This window comes from Comamonas testosteroni ATCC 11996, from assembly GCF_000241525.1.
In the GTDB taxonomy this organism is placed as follows: domain Bacteria; phylum Pseudomonadota; class Gammaproteobacteria; order Burkholderiales; family Burkholderiaceae_C; genus Comamonas; species Comamonas testosteroni.
The window spans coordinates 394,690-411,904 of sequence record NZ_AHIL01000043.1 but is presented as its reverse complement, the minus strand read 5'-3'; the positions used below and the strand labels follow the sequence as shown (position 1 = coordinate 411,904).

The 17,215-nt window shown below is 57.5% G+C and carries 18 protein-coding genes; 3 read left to right on the top strand and 15 right to left on the bottom strand.

Annotated elements, in window-relative coordinates; translation table 11 throughout:
* Position 1: 1 nt before the first annotated feature.
* The 11 genes from ccmB to CTATCC11996_RS20225 all read right to left on the bottom strand — a co-directional run bounded on the left by ccmB (position 2) and on the right by CTATCC11996_RS20225 (position 8,487).
* Positions 2 to 658: a heme exporter protein CcmB gene (gene ccmB / locus CTATCC11996_RS20270; protein WP_172590543.1), complete on the bottom strand. Its 657-nt coding sequence runs from the start codon at positions 656 to 658 to the stop codon at positions 2 to 4.
* A complete protein-coding gene (ccmA, locus tag CTATCC11996_RS20265) occupies positions 652 to 1,341 on the bottom strand; it encodes a heme ABC exporter ATP-binding protein CcmA (protein WP_042437855.1) in 690 nt (229 codons plus the stop codon). Before ccmA ends, ccmB begins: the two co-directional genes overlap by 7 nt.
* A 4-nt stretch (positions 1,342 to 1,345) precedes the next feature.
* A complete protein-coding gene (locus CTATCC11996_RS20260; RefSeq protein ID WP_003070157.1) occupies positions 1,346 to 1,993 on the bottom strand; it encodes a cytochrome c3 family protein in 648 nt (215 codons plus the stop codon).
* Positions 1,994 to 2,017: 24 nt separating this feature from the next.
* A complete protein-coding gene (locus tag CTATCC11996_RS20255; protein ID WP_003079803.1) occupies positions 2,018 to 2,524 on the bottom strand; it encodes a nitrate reductase cytochrome c-type subunit in 507 nt (168 codons plus the stop codon).
* A gap of 17 nt (positions 2,525 to 2,541) precedes the next feature.
* Positions 2,542 to 5,031: a periplasmic nitrate reductase subunit alpha gene (napA, locus tag CTATCC11996_RS20250; RefSeq protein ID WP_034349747.1), complete on the bottom strand. Its 2,490-nt coding sequence runs from the start codon at positions 5,029 to 5,031 to the stop codon at positions 2,542 to 2,544.
* Entirely contained in the window at positions 5,024 to 5,326 is a 303-nt protein-coding gene (locus tag CTATCC11996_RS25215; protein WP_223305786.1) for a chaperone NapD, read from the bottom strand. The genes napA and CTATCC11996_RS25215 overlap by 8 nt, the downstream gene beginning before the upstream one ends.
* A complete protein-coding gene (napE, locus tag CTATCC11996_RS25210; protein ID WP_003070148.1) occupies positions 5,319 to 5,480 on the bottom strand; it encodes a periplasmic nitrate reductase, NapE protein in 162 nt (53 codons plus the stop codon). The genes CTATCC11996_RS25215 and napE overlap by 8 nt, the downstream gene beginning before the upstream one ends.
* Positions 5,481 to 6,226: 746 nt before the next feature.
* Positions 6,227 to 6,691 carry a nuclear transport factor 2 family protein gene (locus CTATCC11996_RS20240; protein ID WP_003079795.1) on the bottom strand — a complete coding sequence of 155 codons (465 nt, stop codon included), beginning with the start codon at positions 6,689 to 6,691 and terminating at the stop codon, positions 6,227 to 6,229.
* Between the two features lie 18 nt (positions 6,692 to 6,709).
* Complete coding sequence (locus tag CTATCC11996_RS20235; protein WP_003079791.1) at positions 6,710 to 7,504, bottom strand: SDR family oxidoreductase; 795 nt, start codon at positions 7,502 to 7,504, stop codon at positions 6,710 to 6,712.
* Between the two features lie 34 nt (positions 7,505 to 7,538).
* Entirely contained in the window at positions 7,539 to 8,018 is a 480-nt protein-coding gene (locus CTATCC11996_RS20230) for an SRPBCC domain-containing protein (RefSeq protein WP_003079789.1), read from the bottom strand.
* Between the two features lie 13 nt (positions 8,019 to 8,031).
* A complete protein-coding gene (locus tag CTATCC11996_RS20225) occupies positions 8,032 to 8,487 on the bottom strand; it encodes a nuclear transport factor 2 family protein (RefSeq protein WP_003079786.1) in 456 nt (151 codons plus the stop codon).
* Between CTATCC11996_RS20225 and CTATCC11996_RS25740 the strand changes: the two genes are divergently transcribed.
* Complete coding sequence (locus CTATCC11996_RS25740; protein ID WP_157999253.1) at positions 8,468 to 8,752, top strand: hypothetical protein; 285 nt, start codon at positions 8,468 to 8,470, stop codon at positions 8,750 to 8,752. The genes CTATCC11996_RS20225 and CTATCC11996_RS25740 overlap by 20 nt on opposite strands.
* Here CTATCC11996_RS25740 and CTATCC11996_RS20215 read toward each other — a convergent pair.
* The 4 genes from CTATCC11996_RS20215 to cysD form a co-directional block, all read right to left on the bottom strand.
* A complete protein-coding gene (locus tag CTATCC11996_RS20215) occupies positions 8,749 to 9,936 on the bottom strand; it encodes a sulfotransferase family protein (protein ID WP_003079778.1) in 1,188 nt (395 codons plus the stop codon). The genes CTATCC11996_RS25740 and CTATCC11996_RS20215 overlap by 4 nt on opposite strands.
* The gene (locus CTATCC11996_RS20210) at positions 9,933 to 11,042 is read right to left on the bottom strand and encodes a DUF1214 domain-containing protein (RefSeq protein ID WP_003079775.1); all 1,110 of its coding nucleotides are present in this window, start codon (positions 11,040 to 11,042) and stop codon (positions 9,933 to 9,935) included. Before CTATCC11996_RS20210 ends, CTATCC11996_RS20215 begins: the two co-directional genes overlap by 4 nt.
* A gap of 113 nt (positions 11,043 to 11,155) precedes the next feature.
* Complete coding sequence (cysN, locus tag CTATCC11996_RS20205) at positions 11,156 to 13,069, bottom strand: sulfate adenylyltransferase subunit CysN (protein ID WP_003079772.1); 1,914 nt, start codon at positions 13,067 to 13,069, stop codon at positions 11,156 to 11,158.
* The gene (gene cysD / locus CTATCC11996_RS26020) at positions 13,069 to 14,067 is read right to left on the bottom strand and encodes a sulfate adenylyltransferase subunit CysD (protein WP_256682786.1); all 999 of its coding nucleotides are present in this window, start codon (positions 14,065 to 14,067) and stop codon (positions 13,069 to 13,071) included. The genes cysN and cysD overlap by 1 nt, the downstream gene beginning before the upstream one ends.
* A 1,038-nt stretch (positions 14,068 to 15,105) precedes the next feature.
* Here cysD and cysQ point away from each other — a divergent pair.
* Together cysQ and CTATCC11996_RS20190 are read left to right on the top strand one after the other, a co-directional pair.
* Positions 15,106 to 15,879 carry a 3'(2'),5'-bisphosphate nucleotidase CysQ gene (gene cysQ / locus CTATCC11996_RS20195; RefSeq protein ID WP_034349739.1) on the top strand — a complete coding sequence of 258 codons (774 nt, stop codon included), beginning with the start codon at positions 15,106 to 15,108 and terminating at the stop codon, positions 15,877 to 15,879.
* A gap of 79 nt (positions 15,880 to 15,958) precedes the next feature.
* On the top strand, positions 15,959 to 16,930 hold the full coding sequence (locus CTATCC11996_RS20190) for a Bug family tripartite tricarboxylate transporter substrate binding protein (RefSeq protein ID WP_003079765.1): 972 nt from the start codon (positions 15,959 to 15,961) through the stop codon (positions 16,928 to 16,930).
* Positions 16,931 to 17,215: the final 285 nt, after the last annotated feature.

Genomic DNA, 17,215 nt, shown 5'->3' with positions numbered 1-17,215 from the left:
ATCACTCCAGCGCGAGGCGCAAGGCCGCGGCGATAGCCCAAGGGCCGGCCAGTAGCGCCAGGCACAGGCAGGCTCCCAGCAGATTGAGAGCAGGCGCTGCACTCAGCCCTTGCTGCGCCTGGGCCACGGCATGGCTGCCAAAGATCAGGATGGGCACGCTCAGCGGCAGCACCACCAGAGCCAGCAACAACTGCCCCCGCACACCCAGTGTCAGTGCTGCGCCCAGAGCAGCCAGCAGGCACAGGCTGGGCGTTCCCAGAGCCAGCGATGCCAGCAGAATGCCGACCACCGTCCCATCCAGGCCGTACTGCCAGCCCAGCAAGGGAGCCACAAGCAACAATGGCAACACGCCCAGCAACCAGTGCGTGGCCACCTTGAGTCCCACCAGCAGCGGCAGGGGCGCCGGCGCCAGCAACCACTGCTCCAGCGACCCGTCGGCCATGTCGCTCTCGAACAGCCGGTGCTGCCCCAGCAGCACGGCCAGCAAGGCTGCGACCCACACAATGCCCGGCGCAATCTGCCTCAGCAGGGGCGCGTCCGGCCCCAAGGCCAAGGGGAAAAGACTGCCCACCAGCACGAAAAAGAACAGCCCGCCCAATGCATCGGAAGGCCTTCTAGCGGCCAACTTCAACTCTCTTGCACACACAGCTATCAGCAAACGGCCACCTGCTCATTCATTGCCGTCGTGATCACGGAGCGGGATAAATCCAGCACCGACACCCGGGGCGTCGGCAGCACCAGGTTGCGGTGCGAAGCCACCACAGCCATTCCTCCAGAGGCCAGATGCTGCTCCAGTGCCTCGCCCAGATATTGTTCGCCCTGACCATCCAGACAGTTGTCGGGTTCGTCCAGCAACCACAGCGGACGCTCGCCCAGCAAGACACGGGAGAGTCCCAAGCGCCGACGCTGTCCCTGGGACAGTCGGCCAAAAGGCCGTGCGACGACTTCCGTCAACGACAACGCCTGCAAAACGGCATGAACACGTGCTTCATTCCAGCTCACTGCCATCAGATTCAGCGCAAAGCGCAGATTCTCCATCCCTGTCAAGGCGTCGCTCATTCCTGCCTGATGTCCCATATAGGCCAGTTGCCGCTGGTAGGCAGGATCCTGAGGGGACAGCGTGCCGCCGCACCACTGGAGGCTGCCAGTGCGCCATGGCAGAAGGCCGGCCAGACAACGCAGCAGGCTGCTCTTGCCCGCGCCGTTATGACCTCTGAGCATCAGCAGCTGACCGCCACCGAGTTCCAAGCCCAGATCGCGCAGCACCACCCGGCCGCCGCGTACACAACCCAGGCCGGATATGCAAAGAAATCTGGAAGCAGCCGTACCCAAGCCATTCATCCCGCTATTGCACCGACGCAACTGAAGCCTCAGCTGGCCCCGGCACTTTCTGACCTGGCGTGTCGCTTGGGCCCTGTCCAGGAGGGATGTGAGGCAGCTTATGGGCAATGCCCTTGTGGCAGTCGATACAGGTTTTTTCCTTGCTGGCCAAATAGGTGCTGTGCATGTTCTGTGCACGCAAACTCTGCCGTGTCATATCCATGGAGTCGTAGTTATGGCAGTTGCGGCACTCCAGCGAATCGTTGGCCTTGAAGCGAGCCCACTCGTGCTGCGCCAACTCCAGCCGCTTGGCTTCGAACTTTTCAGGCGTGTCGATCGTTCCGAAGATCTTGCCCCACACTTCCTTGGAGGCCTGCATCTTGCGAGCGATCTTGTCGGTCCAGTCGTGCGGCACATGGCAGTTGGAGCATACGGCGCGTACGCCCGAGCGGTTGGTGTAGTGGATCGTGCTCTTGAGCTCGGCAAACACGTTGTCCCGCATCTCATGACAACCCGTGCAGAATTTCTCCGTATTGGTCAGCTCCATGGCGGTATTGAACGCGCCCCAGAAGAGAATGCCGCCGATGAAGCCGCCGATGGTCAGAAAGCCCAGGCTGAAATGTACGCTGGGGCGGCGGATCACCGCCCAGTAGCGCTTGAGAAGTGTCAACATAGATGAACCTCGTGCGCCGCAGCGTCAATTTTTCTTGGATGGCTTGCCCGACTGGGACTGCAGGGCCTTCAGAATCACTGTATCCACGTCTTCGAAGGTGTTGCTGACCAGAGGGCGGACGGCATCCTGGGCCACATGGCATTGCTGGCAGAAGTAGCGTCGCGTGGATACCTGCCCCAACATGCGCCCGTCGCGATCCATATAGTGCGTGACCGATACTGGCACGGCCTGCGAGATCTCGGCCTTGGTTCGCGAGTGGCAGTCCATGCATTTGTTGAAATTCTTGTCTACCTGATAGCCGTCCACGCGATGGGGAATCGTGGGAGGTTGCCAGGTGTAGTTGCGCGTGCGGCGCACGTCATCGTTGACGGCATTGCCAAGCACTGGTGGCTTGGTCGCCTGCATGATGGGCGTAGGGCCGCGCGCCGAGTCATAAAAGGTCTCCGCGATAGCGGCTGGCGTCCAGGCCATACCTATATTGAGCATAAGCAGCATGCCCACAAGACGGACGAATTTGCGGACGAAGTTCATGGTCAACCTCTCTTTCGTCAAACCTTGGTGACCTTCACAGCGCACTTCTTGAAGTCCGTCTGCAACGAAATCGGGTCGGTAGCATCCAGCGTCACCTTGTTGATCAGCTGGCTGGCGTCGAACCAGGGGACATAGACCAATCCGCGCGGTGGCTTGTTGCGGCCGCGGGTCTCGACGCGTGTGCGCATGGAGCCACGCCGCGAGGACAGCTCCACTTCGCTGCCGCGGCGCACGCCCAGCGCCTTGGCGTCGTCAGGATGCATGTAGCACAGTGCGTTAGGCACGGCACGATGCAGCTCGGGTACGCGCCGGGTCATGGATCCTGAGTGCCAGTGCTCAAGCACTCGGCCCGTGGAAAGCCAGAACGGATAATCCTTGTCCGGAGCCTCCGCTGGTGGTTCATAGGGCAAGGCAAAGATGTTGGCCTTGCCGTCGATATTTCCGTAGAACTGGTAGCCCGTACCGGCCTTCACATAGGGGTCCGAGCCTTCGCGGTAGCGCCAGAGGGTTTCCTTGCCGTTGATCACGGGCCAGCGCATGCCGCGCACCTTGTGATATTGGTCGAACGGTGCCAGATCATGGCCGTGGCCACGGCCGAACGAGGCGTATTCCTCGAAAAGACCTTTCTGCGGATAGAAGCCAAAGGCCTTGGCTTCCTCGTTCTCATAGGCTGGATCCATATCGGCCAAGGGAAACTTGTCCACGTTTCCGTTGCGGTACAGCACCTCGAACAGGGTCTTGCCGCGCAACTGCGGCTTCTTGGCCAGCAGTTCCTCGGGCCAGACTTCCTCAACCTTGAAGCGCTTGGAAAACTCCATCAATTGCCACAGGTCGGAGCGCGCCTCACCAGGAGCCTTGACCAACTGGTGCCAAAAGTGGGTGCGGCGCTCTGCATTGCCGTAGGCGCCTTCCTTCTCGACCCACATGGCCGACGGCAAGATCAGGTCGGCGGCCACAGCCGTGACTGTGGGATAGACATCGGAGACCACCACGAAATTGTCGGGATTGCGGTAGCCCGGATAGCCTTCCTGAGCCAGGTTGGCACCCGCCTGAATATTGTTGTTGACCATCACCCAGTAGGCGTTGAGCCTGCCGTCCTTGAGCGCACGGTTTTGTTCCACGGCGTGGTAGCCGGGTTTGGGGGGAATCGTGCCTTCGGGCAGCTTCCAGATGGTTTCCGCAGTCTTTCGATGCTCTGGGTTCGTCACCACCATGTCCGCAGGCAGGCGATGCGAGAAGGTGCCCACCTCACGCGCCGTTCCACAGGCCGACGGCTGTCCCGTCAGTGAGAACGGGCTGTTGCCGGGTGTGGCGATCTTGCCCAGCAGCAAGTGAATGTTGTAGACCATGTTGTTGGCCCAGACACCGCGCGTGTGCTGGTTGAAACCCATGGTCCAGAACGACACCACCTTGCTGTTGGGGTCTGCATAGAGTTCGGCAAGGGCCTTGAGGCGGTTGGCCGGTACACCCGTGAGCTTGGTTGTGTACTCGAGCGTATAGGTGGATACGAACTTGGCGTATTCCTCATAGTTGATGGACTTGGCACCGTTGGGATCCTTGGCGTTCTTGGCCGCCTTCTGCAGAGGGTGCTCGGGACGCAGCCCGTAGCCGATATCGGTGTTGCCGAGCTTGAAATTGCAGTGCTTGGAGACGAAGTCCTTGTTGACCCTGCCCGTGGTGATGATGTGGTTGGCGATGTAATTGAGTATGGCCAGATCGGTCTGAGGCTTGAAGGTCAGAGACATATCCGCCAACTCATACGAGCGGTGCTCGAAGGTGGACAGCACGGCCACCTTCACGCCTGGTGTGGACAGGCGCCTGTCGGTCACGCGAGTCCACAGCACCGGATGCATTTCCGCCATGTTCGAGCCCCAGAGCACAAAGGCAGTCGCGGCCTCGATGTCGTCATAGCAACCCATGGGCTCGTCCATGCCAAAGGTGCGCATGAAGCCGGCAACTGCCGAGGCCATGCAGTGGCGTGCATTGGGATCAATGTTATTGGTGCGAAAGCCCGCCTTGAACAGCTTGGAGGCTGCATAGCCCTCCCATACCGTCCATTGGCCGGAGCCGAACATGCCCACTGCGTCGGCCCCCTTGGCCTTGAGCGTCTTTTTGAACTGCTCTGCCATGACGTCGAAGGCCGTATCCCAGGAAACCTGCTGGAACTCGCCATCCTTGGCGTAGCGACCATTCTTCATGCGCAGCAGCGGCTTTGTCAGACGGTCCCCGCCATACATGATCTTGGACAGGAAGTAACCCTTAACGCAGTTCAGCCCCCGGTTGACCTCGGCCTCAGGGTCACCCTGAGTGGCCACCACGCGGTTGTCCTTGACGGCCACCATGACGCCGCAACCTGTACCGCAAAAGCGGCATGGCGCCTTGGACCACTTCAGATCGGCGGCCATTGCACCTGCATCCTGGGACAGAGCTTCTATGGGTATGCCTGCAACGGCACCTGCGGCTGCGGCCGCAGATTGACGGACAAAATCACGCCTAGTGCTAGTCATGTGTTACCTCTTGGTTTAGCGACTGCCAGTTCTCAACATGCTGATAAACCAGGGATGCGTTGATTACGCCATCGAGCAGCTCAATCTGAGACACGCAATCAAGTATTTCCCTTGCATGGGGCGCTTCCAAGGTCACCACCAACTTGCCGGCCGGATGACTTCCATGTATTTGGGCGCCTTTGATCGTGACGATGCCAGCAGCTACTTGTGCCAATGCTTGAGGAAGCACATGCACAACCAGGCTGGTGATATGCAAGTCGGTATGAGTTTCAATGGGCTCAGATTCTTCATGCATGTGGAGGGCCACCGATGATCATCTGATAAAACCAGATCGCAAAGCCGTAAGACGCAATCAGTACAACGGCCAATATAGGTGCCATAACAACTGCGAGAAATGCGAAGCTACGCAACTCCTCGGTACGAGTCGATTCAGGCTGAGGTTCTGTCATTAGCAATCCCCCTTGGCTTGGATGCCTGAGCATCCGTGATTTGGCGATAGAGATCCGATAACGAACTTTGCCACGAGATTACCTACAAAATTGACTTGCAACAAGGTTCTTCTCGATTCGTTGCTTTACATCAATTCCTTCATTAAGATTTCATTAAGTCAATTGACATTCAAGGAGATGCCTCGGGTGTTGACTAAATAGCTGGCTGACTCAAGCGCAGCTTGGAACAGCACTCTGCAAACTGAATTTGCGCCTCAATCTCGCACTGATCCGTTGAAGTTGAGAAGTGGCACCGGACCTGAAACCGATAGCCACCGTCTGCTGCTTGCTTGAAAACCGTCACTGGATCACCTGTCCGCCATAGAGTGGTAATCGAGGTGTCGTGTGGCCGCATTCAGTGATGGAAATCGCCGGAAAGCCAAGCCTGCACAAGAAATTGCTGCAGACCGTGGATTCAGTGGCTCAATACAGCGCAGGACCTCGCGGCATTCAAGACGCGCTCCTTTCAGCCAGGCAATGAATGACAACGAGACTCATGCGAATTCAACCTGGATTTGTGCAAGCTCGAAGCATCGCCGTACCGAGCACGATGTGCGTCGAACCAAAAAGCGCTCCACAAAAGCGCTTTATAGGAGCAAAGTATTTATGAGCGAAGCTCTGCATCTGCTCGTCCATCAACCTGCATTGGACTACCCCTAGGCTTGTCTACCTGCTCAGGGAGAGTCCAATCGCAATCCTGGTGTCACCTATAAGCTGCTCGTAATAGGTTGCGATGTGATGCGGCAACCACTGCTCAGGGGCTCAATCATCTCCAGCAGTCGCTTGTAGCCCGTGCGCTGCACCCGCCACTGGCCGGCGACCCTGGTATAGCAGTCCTCGTACAGTGCACTGCCGGTGAGTATGGTCTGCTCATCCAGATTGATGAACAGGTCATTGAGGTACCAGATGCCGGTGGCCGCGTCACCGTTGACCTGGATTTCCGGTGTGTGCCCGTTGTGCATACCAAAGCGCCTATGGGTGAAGGCATTGCGGTAGAAGATCATGGCTTCATTGATGCCATTGATCTCATACTGGTAAGTCGGGCTGTCGAAGCGGATATGGACATCATCGGCCAGAACGGTTCTCAAAAGCTCAAGATTGCAGGTGTCGATGCCGCGAAAGTAGCGTGCCTTGAGCTGTTTGATTTCTTCAATATCCAGAAGAGTTTGCATGCGGTTCTCCTCTGGAGTTTAGTGAGGCAGGTAATGGCCGCCACTGACGTCCAGTTGGGCGCCGGTCACCACGCGCGCATAGTCGCTGGCCAGATACAGCGCGGCAGAGGCGCAATCGGCATCGTCGGGAATCTCGTTGCGCAGGGGAATCTGCTGGGCAATTACATTGACCAGCGATTCCATGGGCACGCCCTGGCGCTTGGCTTCCGCCTGGAAATAGCCTTTGACCGGTGCGCCCCACATCCAGCCGTTGTAGGTGCTGTTGACACGGATGCCGAAGGGGCCAAGGTCTTCTGCCAGATATTGCACAGCGGTCTTGAGCGCGCCTTTGGATACGGCGTAACCGGCTTCGAGCTGGTTGGGGCGGCGCGTTGCCATGGTGTTGATCATCACAATGCTGCCGTCTTTTTGCTTTTTCATCTGTGGCACCACGGCCTGGGTCATGTTCATGGAACCGTAGAGATTGACTTCCATGACCTTGCGCCAGTCATCCATGGAGGAGTTGCTAGAAGATCCCCAGCTCCCGTGGGCATAGGCCGAGTTGATCAATGCATCAATGCGGCCGAACTTGGCGATGGTTAGCTCTGCAAGCCGCTGGCACTGCTCGGGCTGCGAGATATCGGTGGACACCTTGAGCGTCTCGCAGGAGTGGCCGGCATCGCGAATCGCTTGCTCTGTCTCATCCAGCATGGACTGCGTGCGGGCTGCCAGCACCACGGCTTTGGCCTGATACTCCGCCGCACGCAGGGCGAGCTTGATGCCCATGCCGGGGCCGATGCCAGAGATGATGATGACTTTGTCTTTCAGAAGCATATGGGTCTCCTTGGATTTATAGTCTGGGGTTTTCTCAGAATGCAGCCCGGGTGCGGGCAAAGTGCAGCTCTTCCGCGCGGTGCTTGACATCCTCAGCGACCTGGTCAAAGGCGATCTTTACCCAGGCACCATGCTCGCGCATGATGGTGTCGGCGTTCAGACCCAGGAACTGGTCGGTGGTGAAGTAGGTGCAGCGGTTGGCGTCAATTGCTTCTATGTATTGATCACGGCGCGCTGCGTCCTTGTTTTCGGGCACGGGGCGCTGTTCCCAGGACAGCAGTTGCTCGGGCTCAAATGCGACCAAGTATTCATTGACAGGCCAGACTTCTCCCGTCAGCGGATGACGTGTTTTCATCTCGACCAAGTCATTGAGCTTGAGCCCGCAGCGGATGTCGGGGCAGAAGCGATTCCAGAGGCGGTAGTTCTCCAGATCGGCCAGCACTTCCCAGACCACGCTGGCGGGGGCATTGATTTCCACCTTGATGGAAGTGACGAGGTTGGCAGCTTTGGTCATCTTGGATGTCGCTTCAGTTGATGGGCTTGGAGGTGATCTGCAACTGCTCGCTCAGTGGCTCAACGGTTTCAAGCAAGGTCTTGTAGCCCGTCTCTGCAATCCACCAGCGGCCATCGCGCTTGACATAACGGTCTTCATAGATCGCACCGCCATGCATATGTGTTTTCTCTTCGAGGTTGATGAAGACGTAGTTCAGATACCAGAGCGCAGTAGCTTCCTCTCCCTTGACCTCGATCTCCGGCGTGTGGCCGTTGTGCATGGCCAGGCGGGTTTTGGTGAAGGAGGTTCTGTAGAAGTCCAGCGCCTTGTCTATGCCTTCCAGATGGAATTCATAAGCAGGGCTTTTGAAAGCCAGCTTGATGTCTGATGTCAGCATGCCCCTCAGCAACTCCAGATTGCAGGTGTCGATGGCGCGAAAGTAGCGCGCCTTGAGCTGTTTGATCAGCTCAATGGCTTCTAAGTCCAACATATGTATTGTCTCCTTTTGTGATGAGCCGGTCTTGGGGGCCGACTTGATAAAAGCTGCGGATGATGCAGTCCGGGCTGCTGAAGTCCATGATGAGGTCCTCGGATTCGGACATGTATTGCTGCCGCAGGCGCAACAGTTCTTCATCCCCTTGGGCGTCATGGAAGCCATCAGCACTGCCAATGAGGAACTGGCGCCAGCTGTCAGCCGAATACCGCTCGGGGCGCCGCGGACTGAACATGATTTTTTAGCTGCCGCCACCTCTTAGCTTTGGCTTTGCAGATGCCTGGCTCGATACAGCGCGTAGTCGCGTTGCATCTGCTGCTCGCTCAGGCCAAAGGTCTCCAGGCTGTAGTCATGTCCCGCACGTTTTTCACGGCCATTGCTGGAAAGCCATTGCTGCGCATCGGTGCGGGCTTTCTCGGTGAAGGGCATCTGGGCGAACTGATAGACAGCCTCCAGCACCTGCATGGGCTTGGCCACGGTGTCCAAGAAGTGGATATCCAGAAAGCGCCGGCTGTCCTGCTGCTCGCGCACCTGCATGGTGTGGTGAATACCACGCGCCATGCGGCTGTTCCACTGGCGGCCTGCAGCGCTTGGGTCGGGCTGGTCGCTGTAGATCTGCCACAGCGTATGCGCCATGCTGGCCATGGACGGGATGGTCTGCGCTGGCTCGCGATGGGTCAGAATGACCTGAGCCTGGGGAAAGACGGACAGCAGAATTTCCAAAGTGTGCAGATGCTGCGGGGCTTTGAGCAGCCAGCGCTGGCCCTGCGCCTCGCCGCGCTGGCTCTTTTGCCATTGCAGAAACTGCAGCATCTTCTTGAGCTGGGTGTAAACGGGGCGCTGATCCTGCTGATCGAGCCAGGTGGTGTAGCTGGGCACATCAGCGTAAGCGTCCATGGCGCAGAGAAAGGAATGCTCCATGAGCATGAATTCCTCGTCGCACAGCGTGGCGCTCATGGGGTGGATGGACAGAATCTGGGGAATCGCCTCAATCGTTTGAGCGACCTCTGCTTTGGCCATGGTGATGCGTTTTTCGCAGTCCTGCGGGCCTTCTCCGGTCAGTGGTGCAGGGTAGCGGGTCTCCCACCAGGCAACAGAGTAAAAGCGCGGGTCTACGGCCAGTGTTCGTTGCAGCATGGTGGTGCCGGTGCGCGGCAGGCCCACGATAACCAAGGGGTCTTCGATCTCGATCTTCGAGATTTCTGGGAAGCGCTGGAGATAGTCCTCCATGAGCAGGCGATTGACCAGCTGACCCACAAGTCTCTCGCGCATCATGACAATGCCGGTTGCTGACAGCTTGGCCTCGGTGTTCAGGGCGCGCGTCAGAACTTCCAGCGCTTGCCGGTAGTTGTCGTTGCCAAAATCTTTGAGGCCTGGGGCACGCTCACGTGCAGCATGCAGCAGTTCTTCGACGTGCAGAGTTTGGGGTGTCACAGGGGTATTCATACAGTCTCCAGCAACTGGTCTATCGAGATAACTTTGGTGGTGGGGTGGCACTGCTCCTTGGCGCCAACCCAGCGCAGGCACATGGTTCCCTGGCGTAGACCGGCTGTCTGTAGCCAGTTGGCAAGGCCGGGGTCTTTTTCACTGAGCACCAGAGTGACGCCGCCGCTCTCGTCGTACTGCGCCTGATGCTTGTTGATGCAGATCTGGTGGTAGCGGTAGTCCAAAGACTCCAGCCAGTAGTTATTGATCTGCAGATTCCAGAACGAGCATTCCGGCACCTTGTCGATATGAATGACAAGGGCCTGGTCCTCGCTCAGTTCCCAATGCGAGTGGTAGTAGAAGATATTGGGATCGCCGCCCACGGACTGGCAGTAGGCCTGATCGGCTGGCGGCAACTGATTGCTATGGGGTTGATAGCTTTGTGCCCAGTCTGCAAAAAGCTTTGCGGTGTTTTCGACAAAGGATGTCACGCGCCGCAGCGACTGCGCCAGCACTTGCGGGTCCAGCGGGCCAGGGGTGTCCGTGGTGCCAATGCGCTCGATGGCGAGCTTGGCGGGCACTTCGCTTTTGCGATCCATGAAGGTCTGGCGCACCAGCAGCGACACCGAGGCATCTTCCATGGGCAGCCAGTTACCCGGCTGCGGGTCACGGCTGACGATGAGTTCGAAGTCGCCGTTCTCGTCAGTCTTGAGCTGTGTAGCGTCGATAAACCCGGTGACGACCATGCGGCCATCGGTTTCATAGCCGCCTTTTTGCGTGCAAAAACTCAGGTAGGAAACACTGCCCCGGTTGCCCTGAATGCGGTACTTCATGGAACCGTTGAGGCGCGAGTATTCGTAGATGTTGTCCGGATTGTCCGCACCAATCTTGGCGGTTTCGTGCGAGGTCTTGAAGAAGCTGGGAAACGCCGGGTCGGCGAATTCCACATGCATCTCCAGCGCGATGCGCAGCAGTCGGGTCAGATAGCGATAGCCTTCTGCCCGCGTTGCAGGGTCGGCAGGGGTTTCGGGACGCAGAATCTGCTGGCCGCAGCGTTTGAGGTGATCGCAGAACTGCGACCAGGTTTCGCCGCTTAGCAGTTGTTCATTAATGGTTTGGGTATCCATGATCTGGCTTTCTTTGTGTGCCGCGCATTGCCATGTGGTGGCTGTGTGCGGTTGGTGAAAGAAGAAAAAGGGGCGTTGCAAAGGCTGGCAACGCCACAGTTCATCCAGTTGCTTTAGTCTTCCGCGGCGATGATTTCGCGGGCCACCAGTTCGGCGATGATCTTGTCTACAGCCTCTTGCGCAGTCATCTCGGGGGTGGAGATATGAATGTCCGGAGACTCCGGCACTTCAAACGGTGAGTCGATCCCCGTGAAGTTCTTCAGCTCGCCACGGCGCACTTTCTTGTAGAGGCCCTTGGGGTCACGCTCTTCGGCAACGGCAAGCGGTGTGTCGATGAATACTTCGAGGAACTCACCATCTCTCACCAGCTTGCGCGCCATTTCGCGTTCTGCCTGGAATGGTGAGATGAAGGCGGTGATGGCAATCAGCCCGGCGTCCACAAACAGCTTGCCCACTTCAGCGACGCGCCGAATGTTTTCCACGCGGTCTGCATCGGTGAAGCCAAGGTCGCGATTGAGACCGTGGCGCACGTTGTCGCCGTCGAGCAGATAGGTATGCCGGCCACGCGCATGCAAACGGGTTTCGAGTAGATTGGCAATCGTGGATTTGCCAGCGCCCGACAGACCGGTAAACCATAGCAAGGCAGGTTTTTGATGCAGGCGTTCGGAGCGCGAAGCCTGGTTCACGTTCACATGCTGCATGTGAATGTTCTGCGAGCGGCGCAGCGCAAAGTCGATCAGTCCCGCACCCACCGTGGCATTGCTCAGGCGATCGATCAGAATGAAGCTGCCGGTTTCGCGATTGTCCTTGTAGGCATCGAAAGCGATAGGCTGGCTGCTGGACAGATTGCAGACACCGATTTCATTGAGTGCCAGCTCCTTGGCTGCCAGATGCTCGAGCGTGTTGACATTGATCTTGTACTTTGGCGCTGCGAAGGTGACAGGAACGGTCTTGCCGCCGATCTTCATCAGATAGGGGCGGCCGCCGAGCATGGGCTGCTCATGCATCCAGATCAGCGTGGCTTGGAACTGATCGGCCACATCGGAAGGTGCATCCGCAACCGCAATCACATCGCCCCGGCTGCAGTCCACCTCATCAGCCAAAGTCAGGGTAACGGACTGGCCGGCAACTGCCTGTTGCAAATCACCATCCTGGGTGACGATACGCGCAACCTTGGTCACCCGCCCGCTGGGCAGGATGCGGACACTGTCTCCGGGGTGAATCTGGCCACTGGCAATGCAACCCGCAAAACCGCGAAAGTCCAGATTGGGGCGATTGACCCATTGCACGGGCATGCGAAACGGCAGCTTTTGCTGGCGCGCTTCGTCGATTTCCACCGTCTCCAGATAGCCCATGAGCGTGGTGCCGCGGTACCAGGGCATATGCTCGCTTTGCTCGGTGATGTTGTCGCCACGCAAGGCAGACATGGGGATGGCCGTGATGTCTTCCAGATGGATCTTCTTGGCGAACTCGCGGTAGTCGGCCACGATGTCGTTGAAGACTTTCTCGGAGTAGCCCATCAAGTCCATCTTGTTGACGGCCAGCACGATCTTGCGGATGCCGATCAGCGATGCCAGATAGCTATGGCGTCTGGATTGCGTCAGCATACCGCGGCGCGCATCGATCATCACCACGGCCACATCGGCGGTGGAGGCACCAGTAACCATATTGCGGGTGTACTGCTCATGGCCAGGCGTGTCTGCCACGATGAACTTGCGCTGATCGGTCGAGAAGAAGCGGTAGGCCACATCGATGGTGATGCCTTGCTCGCGCTCCGCGGCCAGACCATCAACCAGCAGCGCGAAATCCAGCTCTCCGCCCTGCGTGCCGACTTTCTTGGAGTCTGCGACCAGTGCTTCCATCTGGTCTTCGAACAGCATCTTGGATTCGTACAGCAAGCGGCCGATCAGCGTGCTCTTGCCATCATCCACGCTGCCGCAGGTGATGAAGCGCAGCAGGCTTTTTTGCTCGTGTGACTTCAGGTATTTCTCGATATCTTCAGAGATGAGTGCAGATACATGTGACATCAGAAATACCCCTCTTGCTTCTTCTTTTCCATGGATGCAGCCGAGTCGTGATCGATCATCCGGCCCTGTCGTTCCGAAGTACGGGTCAGCAGCATTTCCTGGATGATCTTGGGTAAGCTGTTCGCGTCGGATTCGACCGCACCCGTCAGGGGGTAGCAGCCCAGGGTGCGAAAGCGCACATTGCGCATCATGGGAACTTCGCCACTCTTGAGCGGCATGCGCTCGTCATCGACCATCAGCAGCGTGCCGTCTCGCTCCACCACTGGGCGAGGCGCTGAAAAATAGAGCGGAACGATGGGAATGTTTTCGAGATAGATGTATTGCCAGATATCCAGCTCGGTCCAGTTGGACAGCGGGAATACCCGGATGGATTCGCCTTTGTTCTTGCGCGTGTTGTACAGATGCCAGAGCTCCGGGCGCTGGTTTTTGGGATCCCAGCGGTGCTGGTCCGAGCGGAAGGAAAAGATGCGTTCCTTTGCGCGAGACTTCTCTTCATCGCGGCGTGCGCCGCCAAAGGCGGCGTCGAAACCATACTTGTCGAGAGCTTGCTTCAGACCCTCGGTTTTCATGACGTCGGTATGAATTTGCGAGCCATGCTTGAACGGGCTGATGCCCATTTCAAGACCTTCAGGGTTGATGTGGACCAGCAGGTCCATGCCCAGCTTGGCAGCCATCTGATCGCGAAAGCGATACATGTCCTGATACTTCCAGGTCGTATCCACATGCAGCAAAGGGAAGGGAGGTTTGGCCGGGTAGAAGGCCTTCATCGCCAGGTGCAGCATGACCGCACTGTCCTTGCCGATGGAGTAGAGCATGACGGGGTTCTCTGCCTCAGCAACAACCTCGCGCATGGCCTGAATGCTTTCGGCTTCCAGCCTCTGCAAATGAGTCAGCACCACAGATTTCTCCTTGGTTTTTTGTTTTGGGTGTTGCCAACTGTAGGAGTCCGTTAAATCAAATCTTTGCGCGAATTGATGTTTTAGAAGTTGCCGGGTCATGCTCGCCATAGGATCCAGCTTCGGTGACGTTGGGGTTCTGACGGCGGTGTTCTTTGGCGCCAGCGATACGTCTTGCGCAGTCTTCAAGATGCTGCTGGCCAGTTCGTTCGACTGGCTGAGCATCTCTGTGGCCGCAGGCAGATGAAACAGGCGAAGCCGGTCGTGGCTGTCGCTGGCCAGCGATGAAAAGGTGGCTGCACGCTGCCATTGCATGGCCGCAAGCAAGGCAAAGATCTTGCCGTCACTGGAGCGCCTGAGGCGATCAAAAAAATCTTCCAGATGTGCGGCGCGCAAACTGCCCTCATATGGTTGCCAATACACCTTGCCGCGGTTATCGACTGCACGCAGGATGCCGTGCCTGAGGCGTCCGGGGCAGTTGTTGTGGGCGCCAAAATCGTCGATCCAGACAATGCTGGCGCTCTCTTTTCTTGCCTGCTCGCAAATGTCCAGATAAGTGCTGGCGTACCAGCGCTGCACAGAAGGGGATGCCTGCTTCATGCGCTTGACGGGGCGGTCGGCATTGAGATTCCAGCGCTGCAGGTATTGCGCGTTGGTGCGCTCGGGCAACTCGAGCTGCTGGCGCTGACAGATCAGCTGCTGCATGGCTTCTAGCTGCCACAGCAAATAAGGCAGGCCATGGTCGGAGGGCTGGGTACTGACCAGTTGGACATAGATGTCCTGCTCCTGCATGGCCGACAAGGAGCGGCCTTCGCCCGGTTTGCGACCTCGCTCGCGCACAGGGACAGCGTTCCATCCCCCTTGCTGCCAGGCTTTATGGGCGGCGATGATGGTCGGCGTGGACAGGCCTGTCGCCATACCGACTTCTTTGAGTGTTTTGCCTTCAAGCCGCAGTTTCACGGCTTGAATTCGCAGTGGATTGATATCTTGAACACTGAGTTTCTTACCAACAGCCATGCGCATTCCTGTTAAACATTCAATCGCTTATTTGCGAAGATCCGGACGCATTTACTGTCGGCCTGTCCTCTGATCGGCGCATAGGCCAAACGGACCACCTGAATAACAACACAGGAGATTTTTGTGACTCAGACTCGAAGCGCACTGCTTGAAGACGTAATGGCCATCACCCGCGAAGCGGGTGCTTTAATCATGAAGATCTATTGCAGCGACTTTGAGGTGCGCGGCAAGCAGGATGCATCGCCCGTGACTGAAGCCGACGAAAAGGCCGAGCGCCTGATTCTTGAGCGCCTGGGCGCCTTGCAGTCGCAGTTTCCCGTCGTCTCCGAAGAGGCAGCTGCAGCGGGATATGTACCTGATATGGGGCAGTGCTTCTGGCTGGTTGATCCTCTTGACGGAACCAAGGAGTTCATCAACCGCAATGGCGAGTTCACAGTCAATATCGCGCTGATCGAAAATGAAACCCCTGTGCTGGGTGTCGTGTTCGCTCCAGCGTTGGATCGCATGTACGCGGGAGCCTTAGGACTTGGCGCATGGCTGGAGGTGCAGGGCAGGCGGCAGGCCATTGAATGTAGAAGCATTCCGGAGGATGGCCTTGATGTGGTGGCCAGCCGTTCGCACGGCGATGCCGAGGCGCTGGGTCAGTTTCTCAATGGGCGCTTGGTGCGCTCACTCAAAAGTGCAGGCTCATCGCTCAAGATTTGTCTGATTGCCGAAGGAGAGGCTGACCTCTATCCCCGCTTGGGGCGCACCATGGAGTGGGATATCGCTGCGGGTCATGCGGTGCTGGCCGCGGCAGGCGGCCAGATTCATGCGCTCAATGGAGATGTTCTGAGCTACGGCAAACGAGATTTGAGCAACCCTCATTTCTATGCCTGCTCGGCAGATTACCGCTGATTTCAAGCTTTCGCACAGCATTGCCACCCGCCCTGAATGCTCTGAGTGCGGGCACTCACCACCTCTCTGTTGAAGATTCATGAGCTTTGCCGCGACGCTAATTCGAGCCTGCCTGCTTTGCGGGCTGCTGATGAGTGCAGCCTGTGCCGACAAGGCTGCGTCTCGCCAATCCGTCAAAATCGTTGTCGGCTTCGAAGCCGGCGGTGCGATGGATACCTTGGCGCGCGCGTTTGCCACCAGGCTCTCAGCGCAATTGCAGCGTCCCGTCTATGTGGAAAACAGAGTGGGGGCAGGTGGAGCCATTGCTGCGAACTATGTTGCAAAATCCAGGCCCGATGGAAATACGTTGCTCTTGGCGTCGCCTGCCGAAATATTCATCAATCCTGTTTACACCAGAAGTCGGGAGTCAGGCGAGGTCGCTGGCATGGTGCCGGTTGCAAAAGTCTCCTCGGCTCCTATTGTTCTTGCCACTCGGGGCGACTCCGCAATACATCAACTGAGTGATATCGCAGTTGCAGCACAAAAAAATGCCCGTGGCCTGAGTTTCGCGTCCTCAGGAATTGGCAGCTTGCAGCATTTGGTGGGCGAGAGCCTGGGAGAAGCTCTGAGGGTCGAGCTATTGCACGTTCCATACGGGGGAGCCGCTTCTGCAACTGCAAGCCTGATGGGCAAACAAGTGGACTTGCTTTTTGCGGGGCTTGCTCCCATAGCCTCCCATCTTCAAAGCCAAAAGATGCACGCATTGGGCATTGCATCGGCTCACAGGTCGAAGCGCTTCCCCGATATTCCTACGTTTCAGGAGAAGGGACTCCAAGGCGTCAGCTTCGAATACTGGCAAGGAGTCTTTCTTCCCAAGGGGGCGTCATCCGAACTGGCTCTATATCTATCCACCGAGATCAACAAGGTGATCAAAGACACAGGCTTTGTGGAGCAACTGGAAAATTCAGGTTTTGAAGTTGCGTATAAGGACCACAAACAATTCGAGCCATTTTTGCAAGCAGAAGATCAGAGCTACCGAAGTTTCTTTAGGAAAATCGGCCTTTTATATTGATCTCATGATTTTGAGTGGAGCTCAAATTTAGCTAGATCATTTGATGTAGAAATCGCACAGCATCGGGTCTGCAGCGCTTGTGCCCGAGCTGTGAGAGCGGACTCCAGGCAAGTCGCCGGGCTGGAGCTGCCATTCATTGTCCCCAGCTTCCCGAGAACCTTGCGTTGGGATGCCTGCATTGATGCGCGGATGAGCGCTCTGGAACGGTTACCGACTGCAATGAGTCGCTGCAATCGCTGGTGTTGACTGGTAGCGTGCAAGGCAGACATGAGCAGCAACTATCGT